The organism is Burkholderia semiarida, from assembly GCF_029268935.1.
GTDB lineage: Bacteria > Pseudomonadota > Gammaproteobacteria > Burkholderiales > Burkholderiaceae > Burkholderia > Burkholderia semiarida.
Genome location: NZ_JAHLCL010000005.1, coordinates 720,000 through 739,756 on the forward strand (window position 1 = coordinate 720,000; position 19,757 = coordinate 739,756).

Here is a 19,757-nt window from a genome sequence, read left to right on the forward strand (position 1 = left end):
TGGAACCCTGCCATGTCCACGCTTTCCGCCCCCAACCCGATCGCACCGCCGCTGCGCCTGCGCGTGGCCGACCAGGCCGCGTATCCGGTGCTGCGCCACCTCGACGCGATCGGCACGCCGCCGCACGCGGCGGCCCGGCTCGTCGAAGCCGCCGCCGTGCGGCTGCTCGACAGCGAGATGGTGATCGCGCTGCGCACCGCCGCACCGGACGTGCTGCCGGATGCGTCCGCGTCGACACCGCTGCGGCACGACGAGGCGCCGCTCACCGAAGCGCTGCTCGAACAGATCGGCCGCGAAGGATTTCATCACCTGTTCAAGCCGTTCATGCGCGCGTTCATCCGCATCATGTTCGGGCTGTTCTTCTCCGACGACCAGAACCGCCGCGCATGCGAGTGCATCGACGCCGGCCATCACTTCGCGTTCCTGATGAGCGACGGCGGCGGCCCGACGCTCGCCGCCTGGCGCACGGTCGTGCGCAGCGACGACAACGGGCTCGCGCTGACCGTCGACAAGGTGTGGGGCATCGAGGCGCACCGCGACTGCATGGCCGTCGTCGCGGCACGCCTGCCGGGCGTGATGTTCCCGGCCGCCTATCTCGTGTGGCCCGACGAGTATCGAAAACTGAAACGCGCGACCTGCGGCGCGCCGTTCCTCGCGGGCAACCTGCAGCTTGCGAACGTCGGCGGCCAGGTGCGCGTCGCCGCCGAGGATCGCCTGCGCATCGGCGGCCCGACCGTGTTCAACAAATACCTGACCGTCGTGCGGCCGTACTTCGTTCGCGCGCTGATGGCGCACGTCGGCTGGCTCGAACGGACCGGCCGCATCGAGCTCGATGCCGACGCGCGCGCCGTGCATCGCTTCATCGCGGACGCCGCGCGCGCCCAGACCGACGACGCGCACTACAGCTTCGGCAAGGTGCAGCGCGTGCTCGCGATCAAGCTGCTGTCGAACGAGTTCCTGACCGCGCTCGTGCGCGACGGCAAGGTGCAGCTGTTCGACGACCAGCGCGACCTGCTGGCGTTTTCGAAGATGGAAGGCAGTTCGTACCGTTGTTATCACGAGCTTCGCAAGAGCCTGCGCTGCGAAGCCGGCAGTTGACCCACGCGACAGGCCGATCGATCCCGATCGAACCCACTCAACTCCAGGAGCTCCTCTCATGACGACCCAGAACGTTCCGGCCGACGCGCTCGACATCCTGTCCCGCGAAGTCGCGAAGATCCTCAACGTCGAAACCGTCGACACGGACGCCGGCATCGGCGAACTCGGCATCGATTCGCTGAACATCGTCGAGCTGATCGTGTTCTGCGAACAGCTTTACGGTTCGATCGATCCGGAAGCGCTGAACATCACGCAGTACACGACGCTGCAGCAGCTCGACGCGCAACTGCGCAGCCAGCAGCACGCGGCCTGACACGGCGATGCTCGCGCCCCTCGCCCCCATGGCGGCCGCCGCCGTCCAGCCGGCCCCGGCCACTGCGCTGACCGTGCAGGCGCTCGCGTACCGGCGCGTCGCGCCGTCGCGCGACGGCGTGGCCGCGCCGCTCGACGACACGGCCCGCGCGATCGGCACGCTCGCGTGCGCCGAACGCGAGCGGCTGTGCGGCGCGGTCGGCGCGGACGACTACGTGGTCAGCTCGACGATCCTGTCGATGTTGCTGATGAACGATTCGCCGCAGCATCGCGTGTTCGCGCAGGCGCTGGCCGGCGCGAACGACTACACGCCCGACTGGATGACCTGCTCGTACGAATGCGCGGGCTGGGGCTACGTGCTGCGCCGCACGCTCGCGACCGCGGCCGAGACGGGGCCGCGCACGCTGCTGCTGCAGATCGTCGACATCGACGTGCACGGCTATACGTACTGGCACGGCAATCCCGCGTGGGGACGCTCGGGCTTCGGCGTCTGCACGCTGCTCGTCGACGTCGGCCGCGAACCGGCGCAGTCGGTGATCGCCGACGCCGCGCCGCCGGCCAGCGCGGTCGTGCGGCTCGGCCGCGACATCCGCACGTTCTGCGCGGCGCGCCCCGGGCTGCACGCGGCGCTGCCGTTCTTCCCGGCCACGTCGCGTCGCGCGCTGCTCGCGTCGGTCGGCAAGACACCGCTGCTGCCGGACGGCCACGGCGTGTTCGGGCATGCGTTCGGCAGCGACCCGTGGCTGTCGGTGCTGCTCGCGCACCGCGACGGCGACACGCCGCGCCGCGCGGCCGTCTGCTCGCTCGCGCTGAACGGCTATTACGCGATCGCGGACGTCGCGTTCGCGCCGGACGCGACGTTCTCTCTCGACGGCGAGGCATGACATGGTGCGTCCCGTTCATTTCACCTACCGGATCGAGCGCGACGCGCGGCAGCCGGTCGCGGTCGCGGCCAGCGCGTACCGGATGCCGCTCGGCACGCCGGCCGACTATGCGCGCGCCGCGCTCGCGGAAGCGGCCGGCGACGCGTACGACGCGGGCAATGCGTACGACGCGGCCGGCGGCGAGCGCCGCGTGCTGCTCGACCACGTGCAGTATTTCGGATTCCTCGCGGAAGTCACCGCGCGGATCCGCGACGCCGTGCATCCGGAAGCCCGCGTGTTCATCGACGTGTGCGCGCCGTATTTCGGCGCGCTGCCGGCCGAACTGCTCGCGCCGCACGTGCTGCTCGGCGTGCACCTGTACGACGAAGCGTTGCGCGACGCCGCACGCGGCGCACCGGTCGTGTGGATCGGCGACCGCATCCTGCGCGATGCGGAATTCGCCGGCGACAACCGCGTGTGCTGCGCGATCTGGCCCGCGCGGCTCGCCGACGCGTTCGACGCGCAACTGCGCGGCGCGTGGCCGTCGTTCGCGATCCGGCTCGAACCGCATCCGGGCGCGTCGCGCGCCGCCGCCCCGCTCACCGATTCCGCCCATCATTCCGGCGCCGCCGCGCGGCCGGGGAGACCCTGACATGAATGACACGCTTACCGTGATGCAGGACACGGCCGATATCCGCTGGTCGATGCCCGTCGACGCGCTGATGTCGAACGACTACGCACTGCGCGAAGAGGCGCTGAACCGGCTGTACGAGAAGGCGAAGGCCGCGCAGTGGGACGTCGCGACCGACGTCGACTGGCGCCACGACCTCGATCCGGCCAACCCGCTCGGCATGCCCGACCCGACGCTCCTGATCTACGGCACCGAGCTGTGGGGCAAGCTCGCCGACGCCGACAAGCGCGAGGTGCGCCATCACGCGCAGGGCTGGCTGCTGTCGCAGATTCTGCACGGCGAGCAGGCCGCGCTGATCTGCGCGTCGAAGCTCGCGTCGGCCGAGAGCGGCCTGAGCGCGCGGCTGTGCGCGGCCGCGCAGATGATGGACGAAGCACGCCACGTCGAGGCGTACGCGAAGCTCGTCAACGAGAAGCTCGACGTCAGCTACCCGATGAGCCGCTCGCTGAAGGGGCTGCTGCACGACACGATCACCAGCAGCGCGCTCGACATGACGAACCTCGGGATGCAGGTGCTCGTCGAAGGCATCGCGCTGTCGATCTTCCAGAGCGTCGTCGCATACAGCACCGACCCGTTCATCAAGGACTTGTTCCTGCGGATCCAGCGCGACGAAGCGCGCCACTTCGCGGTCGGCCGGATCACGCTGTGCCGCGTGTACGCGGAAATGAGTTCGCACGAACTGCGCGAGCGCGAGGAGTTCATCTGCGAAGGCGCGGCCGTGCTGTACGAGCACCTGTGCGCGGACGACATCTGGGAACCGATGGGGCTGTCCAAGCGCGAATGCAGCGCGATGGTGCGCGAATCGCCGGTGTCGAGCTCGATCCGCCGCTCGATCTTCCGGCGCCTCGTGCCGACGATCCGCGAAATGGGCCTGCTCACGCCGACCGTGCAGGCGACCTTCGAAAAGCTCGACGTCCTCGACTACGCGGCGATGCCGCTCAACTGACATGACGATGCCCTCTTCCCACGCATCCCGCGACGCCGGCTTCTGGATCGGCATCGACGCGGTGGCCTACGAGCTGCCGGGCCCGCCCGTCGACATCGAGGCCTGGGCCGCCGAGCGCGACTATCCGGCCCAGCGGGCGGCCGCGATCGCGCAGTCGGGCAGCCGCTATTTCCACATGGCGCTCGACACGAGCGAGACCGATCTCGCGATCGCGGCGGTCGGCCGGCTGCTCGACACCGCGCGCGTGCATCCGTCCGACGTCGGCGCGATCGTGCACGTGCATACGCAGCAATTCAGCGTGCCGCCGGCGCCGCGCAGCCTGCCGCACGAAGTGGCCGCGCGGTTCGGCATCGAGCCGCTGTGGCTCGGCTCCGTCGCGCAACTGAACTGCGTGTCGGTCGCGGCCGGCATCGAAACCGTGCGCGCGCTGATGCGCCGCCATCCGCGGCTCGACGCGGCGCTCGTCGTGTCGTCCGACCGCGTGTACGGCGAGGATTACCGGATGCGGCAGATGACGGGCGTGCAGTGCGACGGCGCGGCCGCGATGCTGATCGTGCGCAACAGCACGAAGAACCGGCTCGGCGGCATCGCGATCGAAACGCACGCGAAATGGCATCGCGGGTCGGACACGGTCGCCGCGAACGAGGCCGATCTGATCATGATGGAGTGGCCGTACACGCGCCGGGCGATCGACGCGGCCGTCGCGCTCGAGCCGCACGCGCTCGACGCGTACGACCTCGTGCTGCCGCACAACGCCGACCTGCCCGGCTGGAACGCGCTGTGCCGCGCGATGCGCGTGCCGGCCGAGCGGCTCTATGCGGACAACATCCATGCGCGCGGCCACGCATGCTGTTCGGATTTCCCGATCAACCTGGCCGACGTCGGGCTCGATGCGCTCGCGCACGGCAAGCGCGTGCTCGGCGTGATGCAGTCGAACTGCGGCGCGTATGCGGCCGCCACGCTTCATCCGGTGGGCCGCCATGACGCCTGAACGCCCGCTTCCGCCCGCCGCCGATCACGCGTGGATCGCCGACCTGCGTACGCCGTGCTACGTGTACGAGCCGGAGGTCGCGATCGCCCGCTACCGGTCGCTGAAGGCGCGGCTCGGCACGCGGCTGATCGTGTCGCTGAAGGCGAACCCGAACCAGGACATGCTCGCGCGCTGCGCGCATGCGTACGAGGACGGCGTCGAACTCGCGAGCCGCGGCGAACTCGATGCGGTAATCGGCCGGATCAGGACGCCGCGCTACCTGAACAATCCGTCGATGGACGAGATGTTCATGCGTGCGGGGCTCGCGTCGCGCTGCCATTTCGTGCTCGACAACCCGGACGCGGTCGCGCGTTTCGTGCCGCTCGCGCGCGAAGCGGCGGCCGGCGGCAGCACGCCGGGCGCCGTGCTGCTGCGCGTGAACGCCGGCGCGCTGGCCGGCGTTCATGCGCGGGCGCAGTGGCACGACCACTTCGGGATGACGCCGAACGAGGCGCACGACGCGGTGCGCACGCTCGCGGCCGCCGGCTTGCCCGTGGCCGGGCTGCACGTGTTCTCCGGCCCGCATTCGTTCATCCGCCAGGACCCGGCGCAGCCCGACACGCTCGTGCTGCCCGAACTGCTCGCGGCGCTCGCCCGCGATCTCGCGCCGGCCAACGGCGCGCCGCTCGGCTCGTTGAGCCTCGGCGGCGGCTTCGCCGACGATCATCCGGGCGATGCCGCGTTCGAGCGCTATGCCGCGGCGCTCGCGCCGCTGGCCGGCCAGTATTCGCTCGCCCATGAATCCGGCCGCGCGATCTTCGCCGATGCGGGCGTGTTCGCGACGCGCGTCGTCGCGGTGAAGGCGTGGCAGGACCGCACGATCGCCGTCTGCGACGGCGGGCTGTCCCATGCGTTCCTGCTCGCGCAGACCGAATCGGTGATGCGCCGCCTGGCCGCGCCGTCGCTCGTGCGCCGCGCGCCCGCGCCGCCGTCGCGTGGCGTACCGACGCTCTACGTCGGCAGCACCTGCAGCCGCGCGGACGTGATCGGCCGCGACGACACGGGCGCGCCGCCGCAAGTCGGCGACATCGCGGTGTTCGCACGCTGCGGCGCGTATCACCGCACGTACTCGATGGCGCATTTCCTGTCCCACGAAGCCGCGCACGTGTACGTGCGGCCTGCCTGAACCAGAGGAGCCGATCATGAACGCATTGATCAGCATTGCCGACCTGCTCGAACATGGCGCCGCGCGCTGGCCGCATCGTCCGGCGTATGCCGACGGCGGCCGCACGCTGACGTACGACCAGCTCGCCCGCGCGGTCCGGCGCGCCGCCGCCGTACTCGCGGCGCGCGGCGTGCAGCCCGGCGAACGCGTCGCGATCTACGCGCCGAAGCGCATCGAAACCGTGGTCGCGATGCTCGCGGCCAACGCGCTCGGCGCGATCTTCGTGCCGGTCAACCCGCAGTTGAAGGAAGCGCAGATCGAACACATCGTCGCCGACAGCGGCGCCGCGCTGTTCGTGACCGGTGCGCAGCGGCTCAAGCGCCTGCCGGCGCTCGCCGCGCTCGTCGGCACGCGCACGCTGCTGATCGAGGAACTGGCCGATGCGATCGATTCGCCCGGCACCGACACGCCGGCGTCGGCAGCGGCCCCCGCCGGCCGCCCGGTCGACGACGATCCGGCCGCGCTGCTCTACACGTCCGGCTCGACCGGCAAGCCGAAAGGCGTCGTCGTATCGCACCGCAACCTGGTGTCGGGCGCGTTCAGCGTCGCCGCATACCAGCAGCTCGCCGACGACGACGTCGTGCTCGGCGTGCTGCCGCTCAGCTTCGATGCGGGCCTGAGCCAGCTGACGACCGCGCTGGCGTCCGGCGCGTGCTACACGCCGCTCGACTTCCTGCAGCCGGCCGAAGTGCCGCGCCATTGCGACGCGTTCGGCGTCACGTCGATCACCGGCGTGCCGCCGCTGTGGATGCAGCTCGCATCGGCCGGCTGGAGCGACGCCGCGCGCACGCGGATCCGCCGCTTCGCGAACACCGGCGGCCATCTCGCGACGCCGCTGCTGCACCGTCTGCAGGCGCTGTTCACGCACGCGTCGCCGTACCTGATGTACGGGCTGACCGAGGCATTCCGCTCGACCTACCTGCCGCCCGCGGATGCGGCGCTGCGCCCGACGTCGATCGGCAAGGCCGTGCCGAACGCGGAAATCCTCGTGCTGCGCGCGGACGGCAGCGAATGCGCGGCCGACGAGCCCGGCGAACTCGTGCATCGCGGCGCATTCGTCACGCTCGGCTACTGGAACCGGCCCGAGCTGACCGCGCAGCGCTTTCGCCCGCTGCCGCGCCGGCACGGCGAAATCCCGCGCCCGGACGTCGCCGTATGGTCCGGCGACATCGTGCGGCGCGACGCGGACGGCTACCTGTACTTCGTCGCGCGCGGCGACGACATGATCAAGACGTCCGGCTATCGCGTGAGCCCGACCGAGGTCGAGGACGTGCTGTTCGCGCTGCCGCACATCCGCGAGGCCGCGGTATTCGGCGTTCCGCATCCGGCGCTCGGCGAGGCGATCGCCGCGTGCGTCGTGTCGACGCTCGACGCCGACGCGTGCCGCATCGACATCGCCCGCGCGTGCCGCGACGCGTTGCCCACCTACATGAACCCGCTCGTCGTCGAGCCGCTGCCGGCGTTGCCGCGCAACCCGAACGGCAAGATCGACCGACCGGCGCTGAAAGCGCAGTATCGCGACGCGTTCGCGCGCCCGAACCTCGAGGAGACCGCCGCATGACCCCGTCGACGCTCGATGAACCCTGTGTCGGCGCGCCGCGCGTCGCCGCGCCCGGCACGCTCGCGTTGTCCGGCGGCGTCGTGGTGCTGCCGCCCGCCGTCGTGTTCAGCGCGATCCAGGCGCAGGAGCGCCATCCCGGCTACCGCCATCTGCTGCTGCCGCAGGCGCGCTTTGCGCGGCCGCGCGGCATGGGCGCGCTGACGCCCGACGAAGGCACGCGCCTCGCGCCGGGCGGCCGGCCCGCGCTGCGCGTCGCGCCGCCGGGGCGCAGCCTCGCCGATCTCGCCGCCGATGCGGCGCTCGACCTGCGCGACCAGCTCGGCTCCGGTGCGCTCGCGCGCACGACGCATCTGATCGTCGCCAGTTGCGCGCTCAACGAAGGCATCGGCGACTCGGTCGTCGGCCGCATGCAGTACGAACTCGGGCTGCAGCGCGTGACGCCGTTCGCGCTCGGCCAGAACGGCACGCTCGGCTGGTATTCGGCGCTGATGCTGCTCGACGGGCTGCTGCTCGACGAAGGCGACCAGGCGCTCGTGATCCTCAGCGACAAGTGGCTCTACCCGTTCTTCCGCCAGTTCGGCGATCTGGTCGGTTACGGCGACGCGGCCGCCGCGCTGCTCGTGTCGCGCGCGGGGCCGGCGCCGGAACCGGCCGCGTGGGGTGGCGTGCGCGCCGTCGCGATGGAGTTCGGGCCATCGGTCGCCGATCCGTGGGCCGATGCGCCGGCCGCGCTGCGCGACACGCTCGCGCCGGTCGCCGCCCGCGCGATCCGCCGCGCGCTCGACCAGGCCAACCTGCGCGCGAACCAGATCGACTGGTGCGTGCCGCCCGGCTTCGATCCCGGCTTCGCGGCGCGCGTGGCCGACGCCGCGTCGATCCCGGTGGGCGCGCGCATCCAGCACGACGGGGCCGGCCATCTGTCGTCGGCCGAATCGGCCGCCGCGCTGATCCGGCTCGCGGGCGCGCTCGATGAAGGCGAACGCCGCACGGTGCTCGTATGGGACGCGGCGCTGCATGGCGCGGCGGCGGCGGCCGTCGTCGATCTGGCCGGCGGCCTCGACGCCGCGCTCGATATCGAAGGAGACGCATGATGAGCGCATACAAAGTCAGCCTGCGCGAGTTGCGCTTCTTTCTGTGGGAACTGTTCGAGGCCGATCGGCACTTTCTCGAACACGGACCGTACAGCGCGCACGATCGTGCGTCCGTCGACGCGCTGCTCGAACGCGCGCGCGACTTCGCGCTCGACCTCGGGCGCAGCTACCAGCAGGCGGACGTCGAGGGCTGCACGCTGCTCGACGACGGCCAGGTACGGATTCCTTCGCATTTCCATGCGCTGTGGGCGCGTTTTCGCGACGAGTGGTCGAACACGCTGTTCGGCACCGCGCACGGGCTGCCGCCGATCGTCACGCAGATGATCTACGAGATGTTCATGGGCGCGAATCCGTCGTTCATGACGTACGGCGGCTTCACGCGCCCCGCGGTCAAGCTGCTGCAGATGCACGGCATGCCGCATCAGAAGGCGCTGATCGCGCCGCTCGAAGCGTACCGCTGGGACGCGTGCTTCTGCGCGACCGAACCGCAGGCGGGCACCGACCTCACCGCGGTCGCGCTGCGCGCGACGCCGCTCGAACGCGATATCTACGCGATCGACGGCGAAAAGGTCTACATCTCGGCCGGCATGCACGAGCTGACGGAAAACACGCTGTATTTCGTGCTCGGGCGCATCGATACCGCATCGCCGGATTCATTCTCGCTGTCGTGCCTCGTCGTGCCGCGCTTCTGGCCGGACGAAGAGACCGGCGAGCTGCGGCCGAACCATGTCGACTGCATCGGCCTGCCGCGCAAGATGGGGCTCAAGGGCTGCGCGAACACGCATCTCGTGTTCGGCGCGAACGGCACGACGAAAGGCTGGCTGCTCGGCGGCCGGCGCAACGTCGGCCTGCTGCAGTTGATGCCGCTGATGAACCAGGCGCGGATGAGCACCGGGATGTTCGGCGTCGGCGTCGCGTCGAGCGCGTACCTGCACGCGGTCGAGTATGCGGGCCGCCGGCTGCAGGGGCGGCCGATCGAGCGCGCGTCGAACACGAACGCCGCGCGCGTCGCGATCGTCGAGCATGCGGACGTGCAGCGCATGCTGGTCGACATGAAAAGCCGCGTCGACGGTTGCCGCGGCCTGCTCGGCAAGCTCGCCGCGACCGCGACGCGCGCGGCGATGCTCGAAGCGACGCCCGACGCCGACCCGGCCGAGATCGAGCGCCACCGCAAGCTGCAACTGCTGCTGACGCCGATCTGCAAGGCGTTCATCTCCGACCAGGCATGGCGCATCTGCGAGACCGCGATCCAGGTGCATGGCGGGCTCGGCTATACCGACGCGAGCCCCGTCGAGCAGAACGCGCGCGACGTGAAGATCCTGTCGATCTGGGAAGGCACGAACTACATCCAGGCGCAGGACCTCGTGCGCGACAAGCTCGGCTTCGGCCGCCATTCGCGGCTGATCCAGTACTACCGCGACGAACTCGACGCCTTCCTCGCCCAGCAGCATCAGGCCGGCACGCAGGCGGAGCTGCGGCCGCTGTTCGACGCGCTGCGCGCGGGCGCCGACCGGATCGCCGCCGCGCTCGACGACATCGCGCGCGACGTGCAGGACGGCCACACGCATCGCAGCAGCCAGTTCTACACGCGCTTTCTGGAGATGTTCGGCGTGGTCACGTCGGCGTGGGTGCTGCTCGAATCGGCGACGATCGCCGCGCGCCGGCTCGATGCGCCGGAAACGGCCGACATGCCGGCCGAGCTCGCGTTCTATCGCGGCAAGCTGAAAAGCGCGCGCTACTACTTCGCGAACGTGCTGCCCGTCGTCGACCAGCACGCGGCCGTGATCGCCGCGATGGCGCACGCGGCGATCAGCGTCAGTAGCGACGAACTCGCCGCGGCGGAATGACATGGACACGACGCTCGATTCCGGCATCCCAGCCGCCCCGACCGCCGATGCGCCGCGCAACCTGCTCGGCCGCCCGGCGACGCGCCATCGCGGCACCGACATCGACGGCGCGACGCTCGACCCCGAAGCGCTGCGCGTGCGCGATCTCGACCTGAACGCGCTGATCGGCGCGACGACGTTCGAAGGCGCGCTCGCGCATCTGTGGTTCGACGTCGCGCCCGGCCGCGCCGACCATCGCGCGCACGAGGCCGCGATCGCCGAGCGGCTCGCGGCGTTCGCCGACGCGCTGGCGCCGGGCTCGGTCGCCCAGTCGGTTTCAGCCGACCTCGGTGCGGCGGGCGTCGCGCCGGTGTTCGCGGCCGCGTCCGGCCTGCTGCGCGGCCTCGACGACGTGCTCGAACGCATGCGCGGCCCGGCGCTGGACGATGCCGATCTCGACACGATGCTGCTGTGCGCGGCCGCCGCGCCGTTCCTGCTGCACGCGGCGATCGAGGGCCGGCCGTTCGCCGCCGGCCCGCGCGCCGGCGGCGGCACGGCGCTCGATGCAGCACGGACCCAAGCGCAACGCATGCTCGTGCTGACCGGCGCGACGCGCCACGACGCGCCGGCGCAAGCCGTGATGGACATGCTGCTCGTCGCGTGGCACGCCGGCTTCGGCTACATCACGCCGACCGTGCTCGCGCCGCGCGTGGCGATCGGCACCGGCGTCACGCTGACGCAGGCGATCGCGTCCGGCTTCCTCGCGAGCGGGCCGTCGCACGTCGGCGCCGCGCTCGAAGCGATGCAGTGGCTCGCGGCGCTCGCGCGATCGGTGCCCGGCGGCGCCGGCGCACCGTCGGCCGCGCTCGACGCAGCCGGGCGCGCGGCGATCGATGCGGCGCTCGACGCGAAACGCACGCTGTACGGCTTCGGCCATCCGCTGTTCGTCGCCGATCCGCGTCCGCCGCACATGCGCGGCCGGTTCGCGGCCTGCGGCTTCGGCGGCGGCTACGTGACGCTGTTCGACGCGTGCTGCGCGCAGGCCGACGCGCGCCGCGCGCTGCGGCCGAACATCGATTTCCTGACCGCCGCGACGCTGCTCGAACTCGGCGTCGCCGCGCCGTCGTGGGGCGTCGGCGTCGGGCTCGGCGCGCGCATCGCGGCGATGGCCGCGCATGCGGTGGAACGGCGCCGCCGCCCGGCGTTCGGCGTCAACAGCGCGACCGCGCGACGGCTGCTGGCCGCCGTGCCGGTCGGCTGGCTGTGAACCCTCACCCTTTCGCACAAGGAACGTCATGCTGCTCAAGAACCTGCGCCCGGCGAACGACTACGATCGCTTCGCCACCGAAACGCTCGAACCGTGGGACCTGCTGTTCATCAGCCGCATCCGCCAGCTCGCGCGCGGGATGACGCCCGGCACGATCGCCGACATCGGCACGGCCACCGGCGTCGTGCCGGTGCGGCTCGCGACCGATCCGGCGATGCGCGGCTGGCGCTACGTCGGCATCGACCTCGATCCGACAATGCTCGACGAAGGCCGCCCGCGCATTCGCGAACTCGGGCTCGACGACACGATCGAGATGCGCGTCGGCGACGCGCTCGCGCTGCCGTTCGACGCCGGCACGCTGACGATGGCGGTCGGCCGCGCGACGCTGCACCATCTGCCCGACAAGGCGTTGAGCCTCACCGAGATGTACCGCGTGCTGGAGCCGGGCGGCATCGCGCTCGTGCACGACATGCGCCGCGACGCGCCGCAGCACCTGCTCGACCGCTTCACCGAGATGCGCGCGGCCGCCGACTATCCGCCGACCCACGTCGAGGAAAAGATCACGCTCGACGAGGCGCATGCGCTGGTGGCAGAAGCCGGTCTGACGCAGGTTGCGTCGATCTACAGCCCGAGCGCGGGGCTCGGCGCGCTCGGCTTCGAAATCCTGCTGAAGAAACCGGCGCTGGCCTGAGCGATGACCGATCTCGCCTTCCTCGCCGCACATGCCGCCGTGCGGCTCGGCGCCGACGACGTGCACTGCGCGCCGGTCGCGCCCGGCGCGACGCTGCCGCTGTGCGTGAGCCCGCGCAGCGCCGAACTCGCGACGTCGCCGGAGACGTTCGTCGCGTGGTACCGCTCGCGGCTCGACACGATCGACACGCTGCTTGATGCGTGCGGCGCGCTGCTGTGGCGCGGCTTCGCGGTGCCCGACACCGCCGCGTTCGGCCGCCTCGGCGCGCTCTACCCCGCGCACGCGAACGGCTACACGGCCGGCGCCGCGCCGCGCCGGCAGATCGACGGCCAGGTCTACGAGTCGACCCGCATGCCGCCGCCGTTCAAGATCGGGCTGCACCAGGAGATGGCCTACATGCCCGCATTCCCGCGCCTCGTCGCGTTCTACTGCCGGCAGCCGGCCGACGCCGGCGGCGAAACGCCGATCTGCGACATGCGCCGCGTGACCGCGCGCGTGCCGGCCGCGCTGCGCGCGCGGTTCGCGGAACGCGGCGTGATGTACCTGCGCAATTTCGCGGCGCCGGGCGACCGCGCGGACGGCCTCGCCGCGAACCCGAACCTGCCGTTCGCCGCGTACCACCGGCCGTGGGACGACGCATTCGGCACGACGGCGCGCGACGAAGTGGAACGGCTGTGCGCGGAACGCGGCGTCGGCTGCCGCTGGCTCGACGACGGCAGCGTGACCGTGTCGCACGTCGGCAGCGCGCTGCGCACGCATCCGCGCACCGGCGAGACGGTGTGGTTCAACCAGGCGAGCGCGCAGCACCCGAACCCGCGCTCGATGGGCGCGCTCAGCTATCGCTACCTGCAGCGCATGTACGGCACGCGCGCCGCGTTCCCGTACGAGATCCGCTACGGCGACGGCTCGCCGATGCCGTTCGACGATCTGGTGGCGATCTACGACGCGCTCGACGAAGAGGAACGGGCGTTCCCGTGGCAGGCCGGCGACGTGCTCGTCGTCGACAACATGCTGGTCGCGCACGGCCGCAACCCATACCGCGGCGTGCGCGACACGCAGGTCATGCTGTTCGACTGAGGATGCCGACGATGAGCGTTTCGTTTCTTGCGTCCGTGCGCGCGATGTTCGGCCCGCCCGCCGCGTTTGACCGGCCGCGGCGAGCGGGCACGCCGCCGCTGCCCGACGCGCATGCGCCGGGCGCGGCGCTCGGCGCGCGCGCGATCGACGTCGCGGCCGGCGATTTCCGCTTCTCCGCGCGCCACGTGCGGTTCCGGCTCGGCGCGATCACCGCGATCGTCGGGCCGAACGGCTCCGGCAAGACCACGCTGCTCGAAACGCTGCTCGGCTTCCGGCGCGGCGGCAGCGACGTGCGCGTGCTCGACGTGCCGGCCGAACGCTTCATGCGCGATTCGCGCTCGCTGCAGCGGATCGGCGCGCAATTGCAGAAGGTCGAGTATCCCGATCACCTGCGCGTGTCGGAGATCGTCGCGCTGCACCGCGCGATGTACGCGCACACCGATGCGGCGATCGCCGACGCGCTCGGCATCGCCGAACTGCTCGACAAGCCGTGCCGCGCGCTGTCGAAGGGGCAGCGCCAGCGCGTGGACCTCTACGTCGCGCTCGCGCATCGGCCCGAGCTGGCCGTGCTCGACGAACCGTTCACGGGCCTCGACCGCCGCTACGCGGGCGTCGTGATCGATCTGCTGCGCCACCGCGCAAGCGGTACGAGCATCGCGATGATCTGCCATTCCGAGGAAGAACTGAGCGTGGTCGACGATCTCGTGTGGGTGCGCGACGGCGGCGTGCGCTACCAGGGCGACCAGGACACGCTGCGCGCCGAGCTCGTCGGCGATGCGCGCGCGGTCCTGCATTGCCGCGACGAAGCCGATGCGCGCGCGCTGCGCAAGCGGCTCGCGGCGCTGCCCGGCGTGACCGGCGTGCGCGTGTCGGCCGCGCACGTGGTCGAGGCATTCGGCGATGCGACGCTGCATCCGAACGTGCACCGGATCGTCGGCGAACGGGGCATCCAGCATCTCGCGCTCGCGCCGAGCACGCCGGGCGACCTGCTGCGCCTGTGCACCGAGGGCCCGAGCCATGACTAAGGTGTTCCTGATCCTCGTGCGCAACGAGCTGCTCGGCTATCTGCGCAGCCGCTCGTCGCTGTTCTGGACGCTCGTGTTCCCCGTGTTCCTGCTGAGCGTGATGCTGTTCGCGTTCGGCGGCTCCGGTTCGCTCGGCACGGCCGACATCGCGTTCGAGTTGCCCGGCGGCGCGACGCCGTACAACCAGACGTGCCAGGCGCAGATCGTCGCCAGCCTGTCGCACAGCGACACGGTGAAGGCGACCTTCGGCGGCCGCGGCGCGCCGGCCGAGCGCGTGACCGTCGTGCTCGGCGCCGACGAGCGCACGCCGGCGACGATCCGCTACGACTTCAACGGCTCGCTCGCGGTCAAGGCGGCATCGAGAGTCGTCGAGATCGCGCTCGCGCGCTGCGCCGCGCAGCGGCTCGGGCTGCCGGCCGCGCAGGCGCGCTTCGAGAACGCGGCGCCCACGCGCCGCCCGTTCGACTACGGCGCGTTCTTCGCGACCGGCATCCTGGTGATGGCGTTCATGGCGATCGGCCTGAACTCGACGACCACCGCGATCGCCGCGCTGCGCGAGCGCAATACGTTCAAGCTGTACGTGTGCTTCCCGGTGTCGCGCGGCGTGTTCCTCGCCGCGCTGATCGTCGCGCGGATGGCGATGATGGCGCTGTCGGCGCTCGTGCTGCTGACGGTCGCGCGCGTCGCGTTCGGCATCGCGCTGCCGATCGCGACGCCGGACGGGCTGCGCGCGTTGCCGATCGTGCTGCTCGGCGCGGCGATGGTGCTGAGCATCGGCGTGCTGCTCGCCAGCCGCACGCGCTCGCTCGCGGCCGCCGAGCTCGCGTGCAACGTCACCTACTACCCGCTGCTGTTCTTCAGCGACCTGACGATCCCGATGCACGCCGCGCCCGCGTGGCTGAAGGCCGGGCTCGCGTTCCTGCCGACCAACCAGTTCGCGGTCGCGCTGCGCGGCGCGCTGGTCGACGGCGCGCCGTACGCGCAGCTCGCGCCGCAACTGCTCGGCATGACCGCGTGCACCGCGCTGTTCCTGTTCGCCGCCGCGCGGCTGTTCCGCTGGCACGACGCGTGACGCGTCGCCCCGCTGTTTCGACGAAGGAGAGACACAGATGAAATCGACCCATCCCATAACCGGCTACCTGCTGCACGCGAGCAACTTCCTGCCGGCGATCGTGTTCCTGTTCTACGGCCGGCTCGGCCCCGAACAGCCGGACCTGCGCTGGACCCACGCGTTCCTGATCGGCGGCGTGCTCGCGCTCGTGCACGGCGCGTGGCTGATGCGCCGCGCGGAGCGCAACAGCATCGCGCTCGGCGTCGACCTGTTCCTCGTGATCGGCGCAGTGCTCGCGCTGGTTTCGCCGACAGGTAGCCGTCTGTGGGGCGAGGAACTCGGGCCGGCCGCGATGCTCGTCTGCGTGCTGGTGGTCGGCATCGTGCATACCGCGTGGTCGGACGGCGGCTTCGTCGACGGCACGCTCGTCGATCGCGCGCGGGCGCGTTCGCTGTCGCTCGTGCTGCTCGCCGTCACCGTCGTCGCGCTCGCGGTGTCGATTGCGATGCGCCACAGCCCGCTGTGGGGCGGCGTCGTGCCGCTGATCGCGCTGGTCGTCGTACGCGGCCGGCTGCGCAAGCAGCTCGCGCGGGCAAGCTGACGATGAACGCGCTGCCCGCACACGCGGCACACGCCGCGCCGCGGCACGCGCTCGCCGCGGCGCTCGGCGACGGCTGGCTCGAAGGCGCCGCATGCGAGCCGTATGCGACCGACGTCCTGCATCACGGCGGTGTGCCGCTCGGCGTCGCGCGGCCGGCATCGACCGCCGACGTGCGCGCGCTCGTTCGCGCCGCCGTCGCGCACCGGATCGCGCTCGTCGCCCAAGGTGCGCGCACGGGCCTCGTCGGCGCGGCCGTGCCCGATCGCAGCGGCACGCAATGCGTGGTGTCGTTCGAGCGGATGCGTGCCGTTCGCGCGTTCGATCCGGCCAACCGCAGCATCACGGTCGAGGCCGGCGTGCGGCTGTCCGACATCAATCGCGTCGCGGGCGAAGCCGGGCTCTGCGTGCCGATCGATCTCGGCAGCGATCCGGCGGCCGGCGGCCTCGTCGGCGCGAACGCGGGCGGCAGCCGCCTGATCAAGTACGGCGACGTGCGCCGTCACGTGCTCGGCGTCGAAGTCGTGCTGGCGGACGAAGCCGGCACCGCGATCGACGCGCTCGCGCCGCTGCGCAAGCGCAACGCGGGCTTCGACGTCGCGCAATGCTTCATCGGCGCGAATGGCGCGAACGGGCTCGTCACCGCCGTATCGTTCGCGCTCGCGCCGCTCGAACGGTCGTCGTGCGCGATGTTCGTCGCGTTCGCGTCGTACGACGCCGCGCTCGCCGGCCTGCTCGCGTTCGAACGCGCATTCGGCGAGATGCTGTCGGCGTTCGAATTCATGTCGGCGGCGGCGGTCGGTTGCGTCGCCGCCGCGTTTCCCGCATTGCGCGCGCCGTTCGAGGCCGGCACGGCCGCCTGCTACGCGCTCGTCGAGATCGCGACCGGCATGCCGGGGCTCGATGCGCTGCTGGAGGAGCGCGCCGTCGCGACGCTCGACGCGCTCGCAAGCGATCGCGCGGTGCTCGACGCGGCGTGCGCGCCGGCGGAACGGTTCTGGCGGATTCGCGACGCGCTGCCGGCCGCGGTCGCGCAGGACGGCGTGCCGCTGTCGTTCGACGTGTCGTTCCCGCGCGGCGCGCTGGCCGGATTCGTCGCCGACGCCGAGCGGTGGCTCGCCGCCGCGCATCCGTCGCTGCGCTGTCATGCGTTCGGACATTTCGGCGACGGCGGCTGCCATCTCGTCGTGTCGATCCCGCATGCCGACGCGCATCGCTACGGGCCGCTGCAGCAGGTGGCGCTGCGCGGCGCGCTGTACGACCGCGTCGTGCAGGCAGGCGGCTGCTTCAGCGCCGAGCATGGCGTCGGGCCGGTCAATATCGCGTACTACCGCAAGCACGTGCCGGCCGCGCAACGGCAACTCGCCGGCGCCGTCCAGCACGCGATCGATCCGCTCGGCCTGGTCGGGCGGGTCCGTTACTGATGCACCGCTTCGACACCCCACGGAGAATTCGCATGATGTCGCCATGCCCGCCCTGCCCAACCGTCGCCGCCGAGCCGGACGACGATCCGTCGTCCGCGGGCATTCCCGCGCTGCCCGACTCGGGTGCGGTGGTCAACGTACGTGGCGTCGCGTATGTCATTGAATTGCCGCCGCGTGACCATGCGCGGCCGGCGCTGTGGCGCGAGCTTGCGCACTGGCGCAACGATCGGTCGGGCGATGACGCATCGGACGGCGATGCCGAGCGCGATGCACCACCGGGTTAGGTGAGCGTTCGCGTCGCTCCGTGCGGTCGTGACGAGCGGCCGCACACGGTCGTCGTCGATGTCGATACAAGCGGGACTGCTGCTACCGGCGCCGATGCCGATGACCCACACCGCTTCACGCGGCGCGCCGAACACGACCGCGTCGGCAGGCGGCTCACCCCGCCCGCGCCACCCGGAAGACCGACATCGCGACCTGCATCGACCCGGCCTGCTGCTCAAGCGCCGTCGCGGCGGCACTGGCCTGTTCGACCAGCGCCGCGTTCTGCTGCGTCATCTGATCCATCTGCGTGACGGCCTGGCCGACCTGGTCGATGCCCGCGCTCTGCTCGACGGTGGCCGTCGTGATCTCGGTCATGATCGTCGCCACGCGTCGCACCGACGACACGATCTCGTCCATCGCGCGCCCTGCCTGCGTCACGAGCGCGTTGCCGTCGCGCACGTCGTCGATCGACGCGCCGATCAACTGCCGGATCTCCCGCGCGGCGCTCGCGCTGCGTTGCGCCAGCGTGCGCACCTCGCCCGCGACGACCGCGAAGCCGCGCCCGTGTTCGCCCGCGCGAGCCGATTCGACCGCCGCGTTGAGCGCGAGGATATTGGTCTGGAAGGCGATCCCGTCGATCATCCCGGTGATCTCCGCGATCTTCTGCGAGCTCGCGTTGATCACGCCCATCATGTCGACCGCGCGGCCGACCAGTTCGCCGCCGTGCTGCGCGAAGTCCGCCGCGCTTGCCGCGAGCGTGCTCGCCTGCTGCGCATTGTCCGCGTTCTGGCGCACCGTCGACGTCAACTGCTCCATGCTCGCGGCCGTTTCCTCGAGCGACGCCGACTGCTGCTCGGTACGGCTCGACAGGTCGAGGTTGCCGGCCGCGATCTCGCGTGCGGCCGTATGGATCGCATCGCTGCTGTCGCGCATGCCGGTGACGGTCGCCGCGAGCCCCGCCTGCATCCTCTTCATCGCCGCGAACAGCTGGCCGATTTCGTTTCGGCCGGCATCGGGCACCGTCACGGTCAGGTCGTTCGACGCGATGCGGTCGAGCAGCGCGGCCGCGTTCGCGAGCGGCCGCGACACGATCGCGCGCAGCGCGAAGTGCGTCGTGACGATCAGCGCGAGCGCCAGCGCGACGCCGATCCCGACCATCGCGATGATGCGCGTATAGGCGGCGTTGTCGGCGTCGATCGAGTCTTGCGCGAGCTGGTTGGCGATGCGCTGGAATTTCTCGACGTTCGCCGAATACACCTGACCGGCGAGCGTGATCTCCTTGTCGTTGATCGCCGCATACGCGGCGGTGTCGCCGTTGCGTAGCGCGTCGGCCGCACGCGCGAGCACGCTCGCGAGATGCGTCGACGACTCGACGAGCGCCTGCTTCAGGTCCGCGCCGAGGTTGCCGACCGGTGCGGCATCCTTGAACGCCTGCGTTTCCTTCGCGGAAAGATCGAACGTGCGTTGCGCGCTTTGCAGCGCCGAGTCGCGCTGCGCCGGATCGTCGTGCTCCTTCAGCGCCGAATACGCACGGACGAGCGCCGAGCGGGTACGCGTGCTGTCCTTGTAAGCGTCGTTGACGAGCGACGTCTGCGTCGCGATTTCGTGCAGGCGCTTCGCGTTCGTGTTTGCGCTGCCGAGCGCGACGATCCCGACGATGCCGCCGACGACGATCATCGCGGCGAACGCGGCGAGCACGGCAAGCAGACTGCTTTTCACTTTCAGATCACGCATGGCGAATCGACTCCCGAAGTTATCCCTTATCGGTTAACGACGG

At 71.2% G+C, this 19,757-nt stretch carries 19 protein-coding genes; 18 read left to right on the plus strand and 1 reads right to left on the minus strand.

Features of this window, described 5'->3' with window-relative positions; genetic code table 11:
- Positions 1 to 12 precede the first annotated feature (12 nt).
- The 18 genes from KPB06_RS09975 to KPB06_RS10060 are packed head-to-tail and all read left to right on the plus strand — an operon-like array spanning position 13 to position 18,000.
- A complete protein-coding gene (locus KPB06_RS09975; protein WP_275905493.1) occupies positions 13 to 1,098 on the plus strand; it encodes a hypothetical protein in 1,086 nt (361 codons plus the stop codon).
- A 58-nt stretch (positions 1,099 to 1,156) separates the two neighbouring features.
- A complete protein-coding gene (locus tag KPB06_RS09980) occupies positions 1,157 to 1,411 on the plus strand; it encodes an acyl carrier protein (RefSeq protein ID WP_006481176.1) in 255 nt (84 codons plus the stop codon).
- A 7-nt stretch (positions 1,412 to 1,418) separates the two neighbouring features.
- Positions 1,419 to 2,294, plus strand: a complete 876-nt coding sequence (locus KPB06_RS09985) for a hypothetical protein (RefSeq protein ID WP_060967175.1) — start codon at positions 1,419 to 1,421, stop codon at positions 2,292 to 2,294.
- Between the two features lies 1 nt (position 2,295).
- Positions 2,296 to 2,925 carry a hypothetical protein gene (locus KPB06_RS09990; protein WP_275905492.1) on the plus strand — a complete coding sequence of 210 codons (630 nt, stop codon included), beginning with the start codon at positions 2,296 to 2,298 and terminating at the stop codon, positions 2,923 to 2,925.
- A gap of 1 nt (position 2,926) precedes the next feature.
- Complete coding sequence (locus KPB06_RS09995; protein ID WP_059579151.1) at positions 2,927 to 3,910, plus strand: ferritin-like domain-containing protein; 984 nt, start codon at positions 2,927 to 2,929, stop codon at positions 3,908 to 3,910.
- Between the two features lies 1 nt (position 3,911).
- Entirely contained in the window at positions 3,912 to 4,901 is a 990-nt protein-coding gene (locus KPB06_RS10000; RefSeq protein ID WP_060967177.1) for a beta-ketoacyl-[acyl-carrier-protein] synthase family protein, read from the plus strand.
- A complete protein-coding gene (locus KPB06_RS10005; RefSeq protein ID WP_099318231.1) occupies positions 4,891 to 6,066 on the plus strand; it encodes a PLP-dependent decarboxylase in 1,176 nt (391 codons plus the stop codon). Before KPB06_RS10000 ends, KPB06_RS10005 begins: the two co-directional genes overlap by 11 nt.
- A 16-nt stretch (positions 6,067 to 6,082) precedes the next feature.
- A complete protein-coding gene (locus KPB06_RS10010; RefSeq protein ID WP_275905491.1) occupies positions 6,083 to 7,666 on the plus strand; it encodes an acyl-CoA ligase (AMP-forming), exosortase A system-associated in 1,584 nt (527 codons plus the stop codon).
- The gene (locus tag KPB06_RS10015) at positions 7,663 to 8,757 is read left to right on the plus strand and encodes a hypothetical protein (protein ID WP_060009058.1); all 1,095 of its coding nucleotides are present in this window, start codon (positions 7,663 to 7,665) and stop codon (positions 8,755 to 8,757) included. Before KPB06_RS10010 ends, KPB06_RS10015 begins: the two co-directional genes overlap by 4 nt.
- Positions 8,757 to 10,604: an acyl-CoA dehydrogenase gene (locus tag KPB06_RS10020; RefSeq protein ID WP_275905490.1), complete on the plus strand. Its 1,848-nt coding sequence runs from the start codon at positions 8,757 to 8,759 to the stop codon at positions 10,602 to 10,604. The genes KPB06_RS10015 and KPB06_RS10020 overlap by 1 nt, the downstream gene beginning before the upstream one ends.
- A 1-nt stretch (position 10,605) precedes the next feature.
- Positions 10,606 to 11,850, plus strand: a complete 1,245-nt coding sequence (locus tag KPB06_RS10025; RefSeq protein ID WP_275905489.1) for a citrate/2-methylcitrate synthase — start codon at positions 10,606 to 10,608, stop codon at positions 11,848 to 11,850.
- Positions 11,851 to 11,878: 28 nt separating this feature from the next.
- Entirely contained in the window at positions 11,879 to 12,541 is a 663-nt protein-coding gene (locus tag KPB06_RS10030) for a class I SAM-dependent methyltransferase (RefSeq protein WP_275905488.1), read from the plus strand.
- A 3-nt stretch (positions 12,542 to 12,544) separates the two neighbouring features.
- The gene (locus tag KPB06_RS10035; protein ID WP_060009071.1) at positions 12,545 to 13,618 is read left to right on the plus strand and encodes a TauD/TfdA family dioxygenase; all 1,074 of its coding nucleotides are present in this window, start codon (positions 12,545 to 12,547) and stop codon (positions 13,616 to 13,618) included.
- Positions 13,619 to 13,629: 11 nt separating this feature from the next.
- Positions 13,630 to 14,643: an ATP-binding cassette domain-containing protein gene (locus KPB06_RS10040; protein ID WP_059579610.1), complete on the plus strand. Its 1,014-nt coding sequence runs from the start codon at positions 13,630 to 13,632 to the stop codon at positions 14,641 to 14,643.
- The gene (locus KPB06_RS10045; protein ID WP_275905487.1) at positions 14,636 to 15,715 is read left to right on the plus strand and encodes an ABC transporter permease; all 1,080 of its coding nucleotides are present in this window, start codon (positions 14,636 to 14,638) and stop codon (positions 15,713 to 15,715) included. Before KPB06_RS10040 ends, KPB06_RS10045 begins: the two co-directional genes overlap by 8 nt.
- Before the next feature lie 37 nt (positions 15,716 to 15,752).
- Positions 15,753 to 16,295: a hypothetical protein gene (locus KPB06_RS10050; RefSeq protein ID WP_060309942.1), complete on the plus strand. Its 543-nt coding sequence runs from the start codon at positions 15,753 to 15,755 to the stop codon at positions 16,293 to 16,295.
- A gap of 2 nt (positions 16,296 to 16,297) precedes the next feature.
- Positions 16,298 to 17,716: an FAD-binding oxidoreductase gene (locus tag KPB06_RS10055; RefSeq protein WP_275905486.1), complete on the plus strand. Its 1,419-nt coding sequence runs from the start codon at positions 16,298 to 16,300 to the stop codon at positions 17,714 to 17,716.
- Between the two features lie 32 nt (positions 17,717 to 17,748).
- Complete coding sequence (locus KPB06_RS10060; RefSeq protein ID WP_059579186.1) at positions 17,749 to 18,000, plus strand: hypothetical protein; 252 nt, start codon at positions 17,749 to 17,751, stop codon at positions 17,998 to 18,000.
- 154 nt (positions 18,001 to 18,154) lie between these two features.
- On the opposite strand, the gene KPB06_RS10065 is transcribed toward KPB06_RS10060, so the two are convergent.
- Complete coding sequence (locus KPB06_RS10065) at positions 18,155 to 19,714, minus strand: methyl-accepting chemotaxis protein (protein ID WP_275905485.1); 1,560 nt, start codon at positions 19,712 to 19,714, stop codon at positions 18,155 to 18,157.
- Positions 19,715 to 19,757 lie beyond the last annotated feature (43 nt).

Coding starts and splice junctions, on each gene's coding strand:
- KPB06_RS09975 (WP_275905493.1), top strand. CDS start 13: ATGTCCACGCTTTCCGCCCCCAACCCGATCGCACCGCCGCTGCGCCTG.
- KPB06_RS09980 (WP_006481176.1), top strand. CDS start 1,157: ATGACGACCCAGAACGTTCCGGCCGACGCGCTCGACATCCTGTCCCGC.
- KPB06_RS09985 (WP_060967175.1), top strand. CDS start 1,419: ATGCTCGCGCCCCTCGCCCCCATGGCGGCCGCCGCCGTCCAGCCGGCC.
- KPB06_RS09990 (WP_275905492.1), top strand. CDS start 2,296: ATGGTGCGTCCCGTTCATTTCACCTACCGGATCGAGCGCGACGCGCGG.
- KPB06_RS09995 (WP_059579151.1), top strand. CDS start 2,927: ATGAATGACACGCTTACCGTGATGCAGGACACGGCCGATATCCGCTGG.
- KPB06_RS10000 (WP_060967177.1), top strand. CDS start 3,912: ATGACGATGCCCTCTTCCCACGCATCCCGCGACGCCGGCTTCTGGATC.
- KPB06_RS10005 (WP_099318231.1), top strand. CDS start 4,891: ATGACGCCTGAACGCCCGCTTCCGCCCGCCGCCGATCACGCGTGGATC.
- KPB06_RS10010 (WP_275905491.1), top strand. CDS start 6,083: ATGAACGCATTGATCAGCATTGCCGACCTGCTCGAACATGGCGCCGCG.
- KPB06_RS10015 (WP_060009058.1), top strand. CDS start 7,663: ATGACCCCGTCGACGCTCGATGAACCCTGTGTCGGCGCGCCGCGCGTC.
- KPB06_RS10020 (WP_275905490.1), top strand. CDS start 8,757: ATGAGCGCATACAAAGTCAGCCTGCGCGAGTTGCGCTTCTTTCTGTGG.
- KPB06_RS10025 (WP_275905489.1), top strand. CDS start 10,606: ATGGACACGACGCTCGATTCCGGCATCCCAGCCGCCCCGACCGCCGAT.
- KPB06_RS10030 (WP_275905488.1), top strand. CDS start 11,879: ATGCTGCTCAAGAACCTGCGCCCGGCGAACGACTACGATCGCTTCGCC.
- KPB06_RS10035 (WP_060009071.1), top strand. CDS start 12,545: ATGACCGATCTCGCCTTCCTCGCCGCACATGCCGCCGTGCGGCTCGGC.
- KPB06_RS10040 (WP_059579610.1), top strand. CDS start 13,630: ATGAGCGTTTCGTTTCTTGCGTCCGTGCGCGCGATGTTCGGCCCGCCC.
- KPB06_RS10045 (WP_275905487.1), top strand. CDS start 14,636: ATGACTAAGGTGTTCCTGATCCTCGTGCGCAACGAGCTGCTCGGCTAT.
- KPB06_RS10050 (WP_060309942.1), top strand. CDS start 15,753: ATGAAATCGACCCATCCCATAACCGGCTACCTGCTGCACGCGAGCAAC.
- KPB06_RS10055 (WP_275905486.1), top strand. CDS start 16,298: ATGAACGCGCTGCCCGCACACGCGGCACACGCCGCGCCGCGGCACGCG.
- KPB06_RS10060 (WP_059579186.1), top strand. CDS start 17,749: ATGATGTCGCCATGCCCGCCCTGCCCAACCGTCGCCGCCGAGCCGGAC.
- KPB06_RS10065 (WP_275905485.1), bottom strand. CDS start 19,714: ATGCGTGATCTGAAAGTGAAAAGCAGTCTGCTTGCCGTGCTCGCCGCG.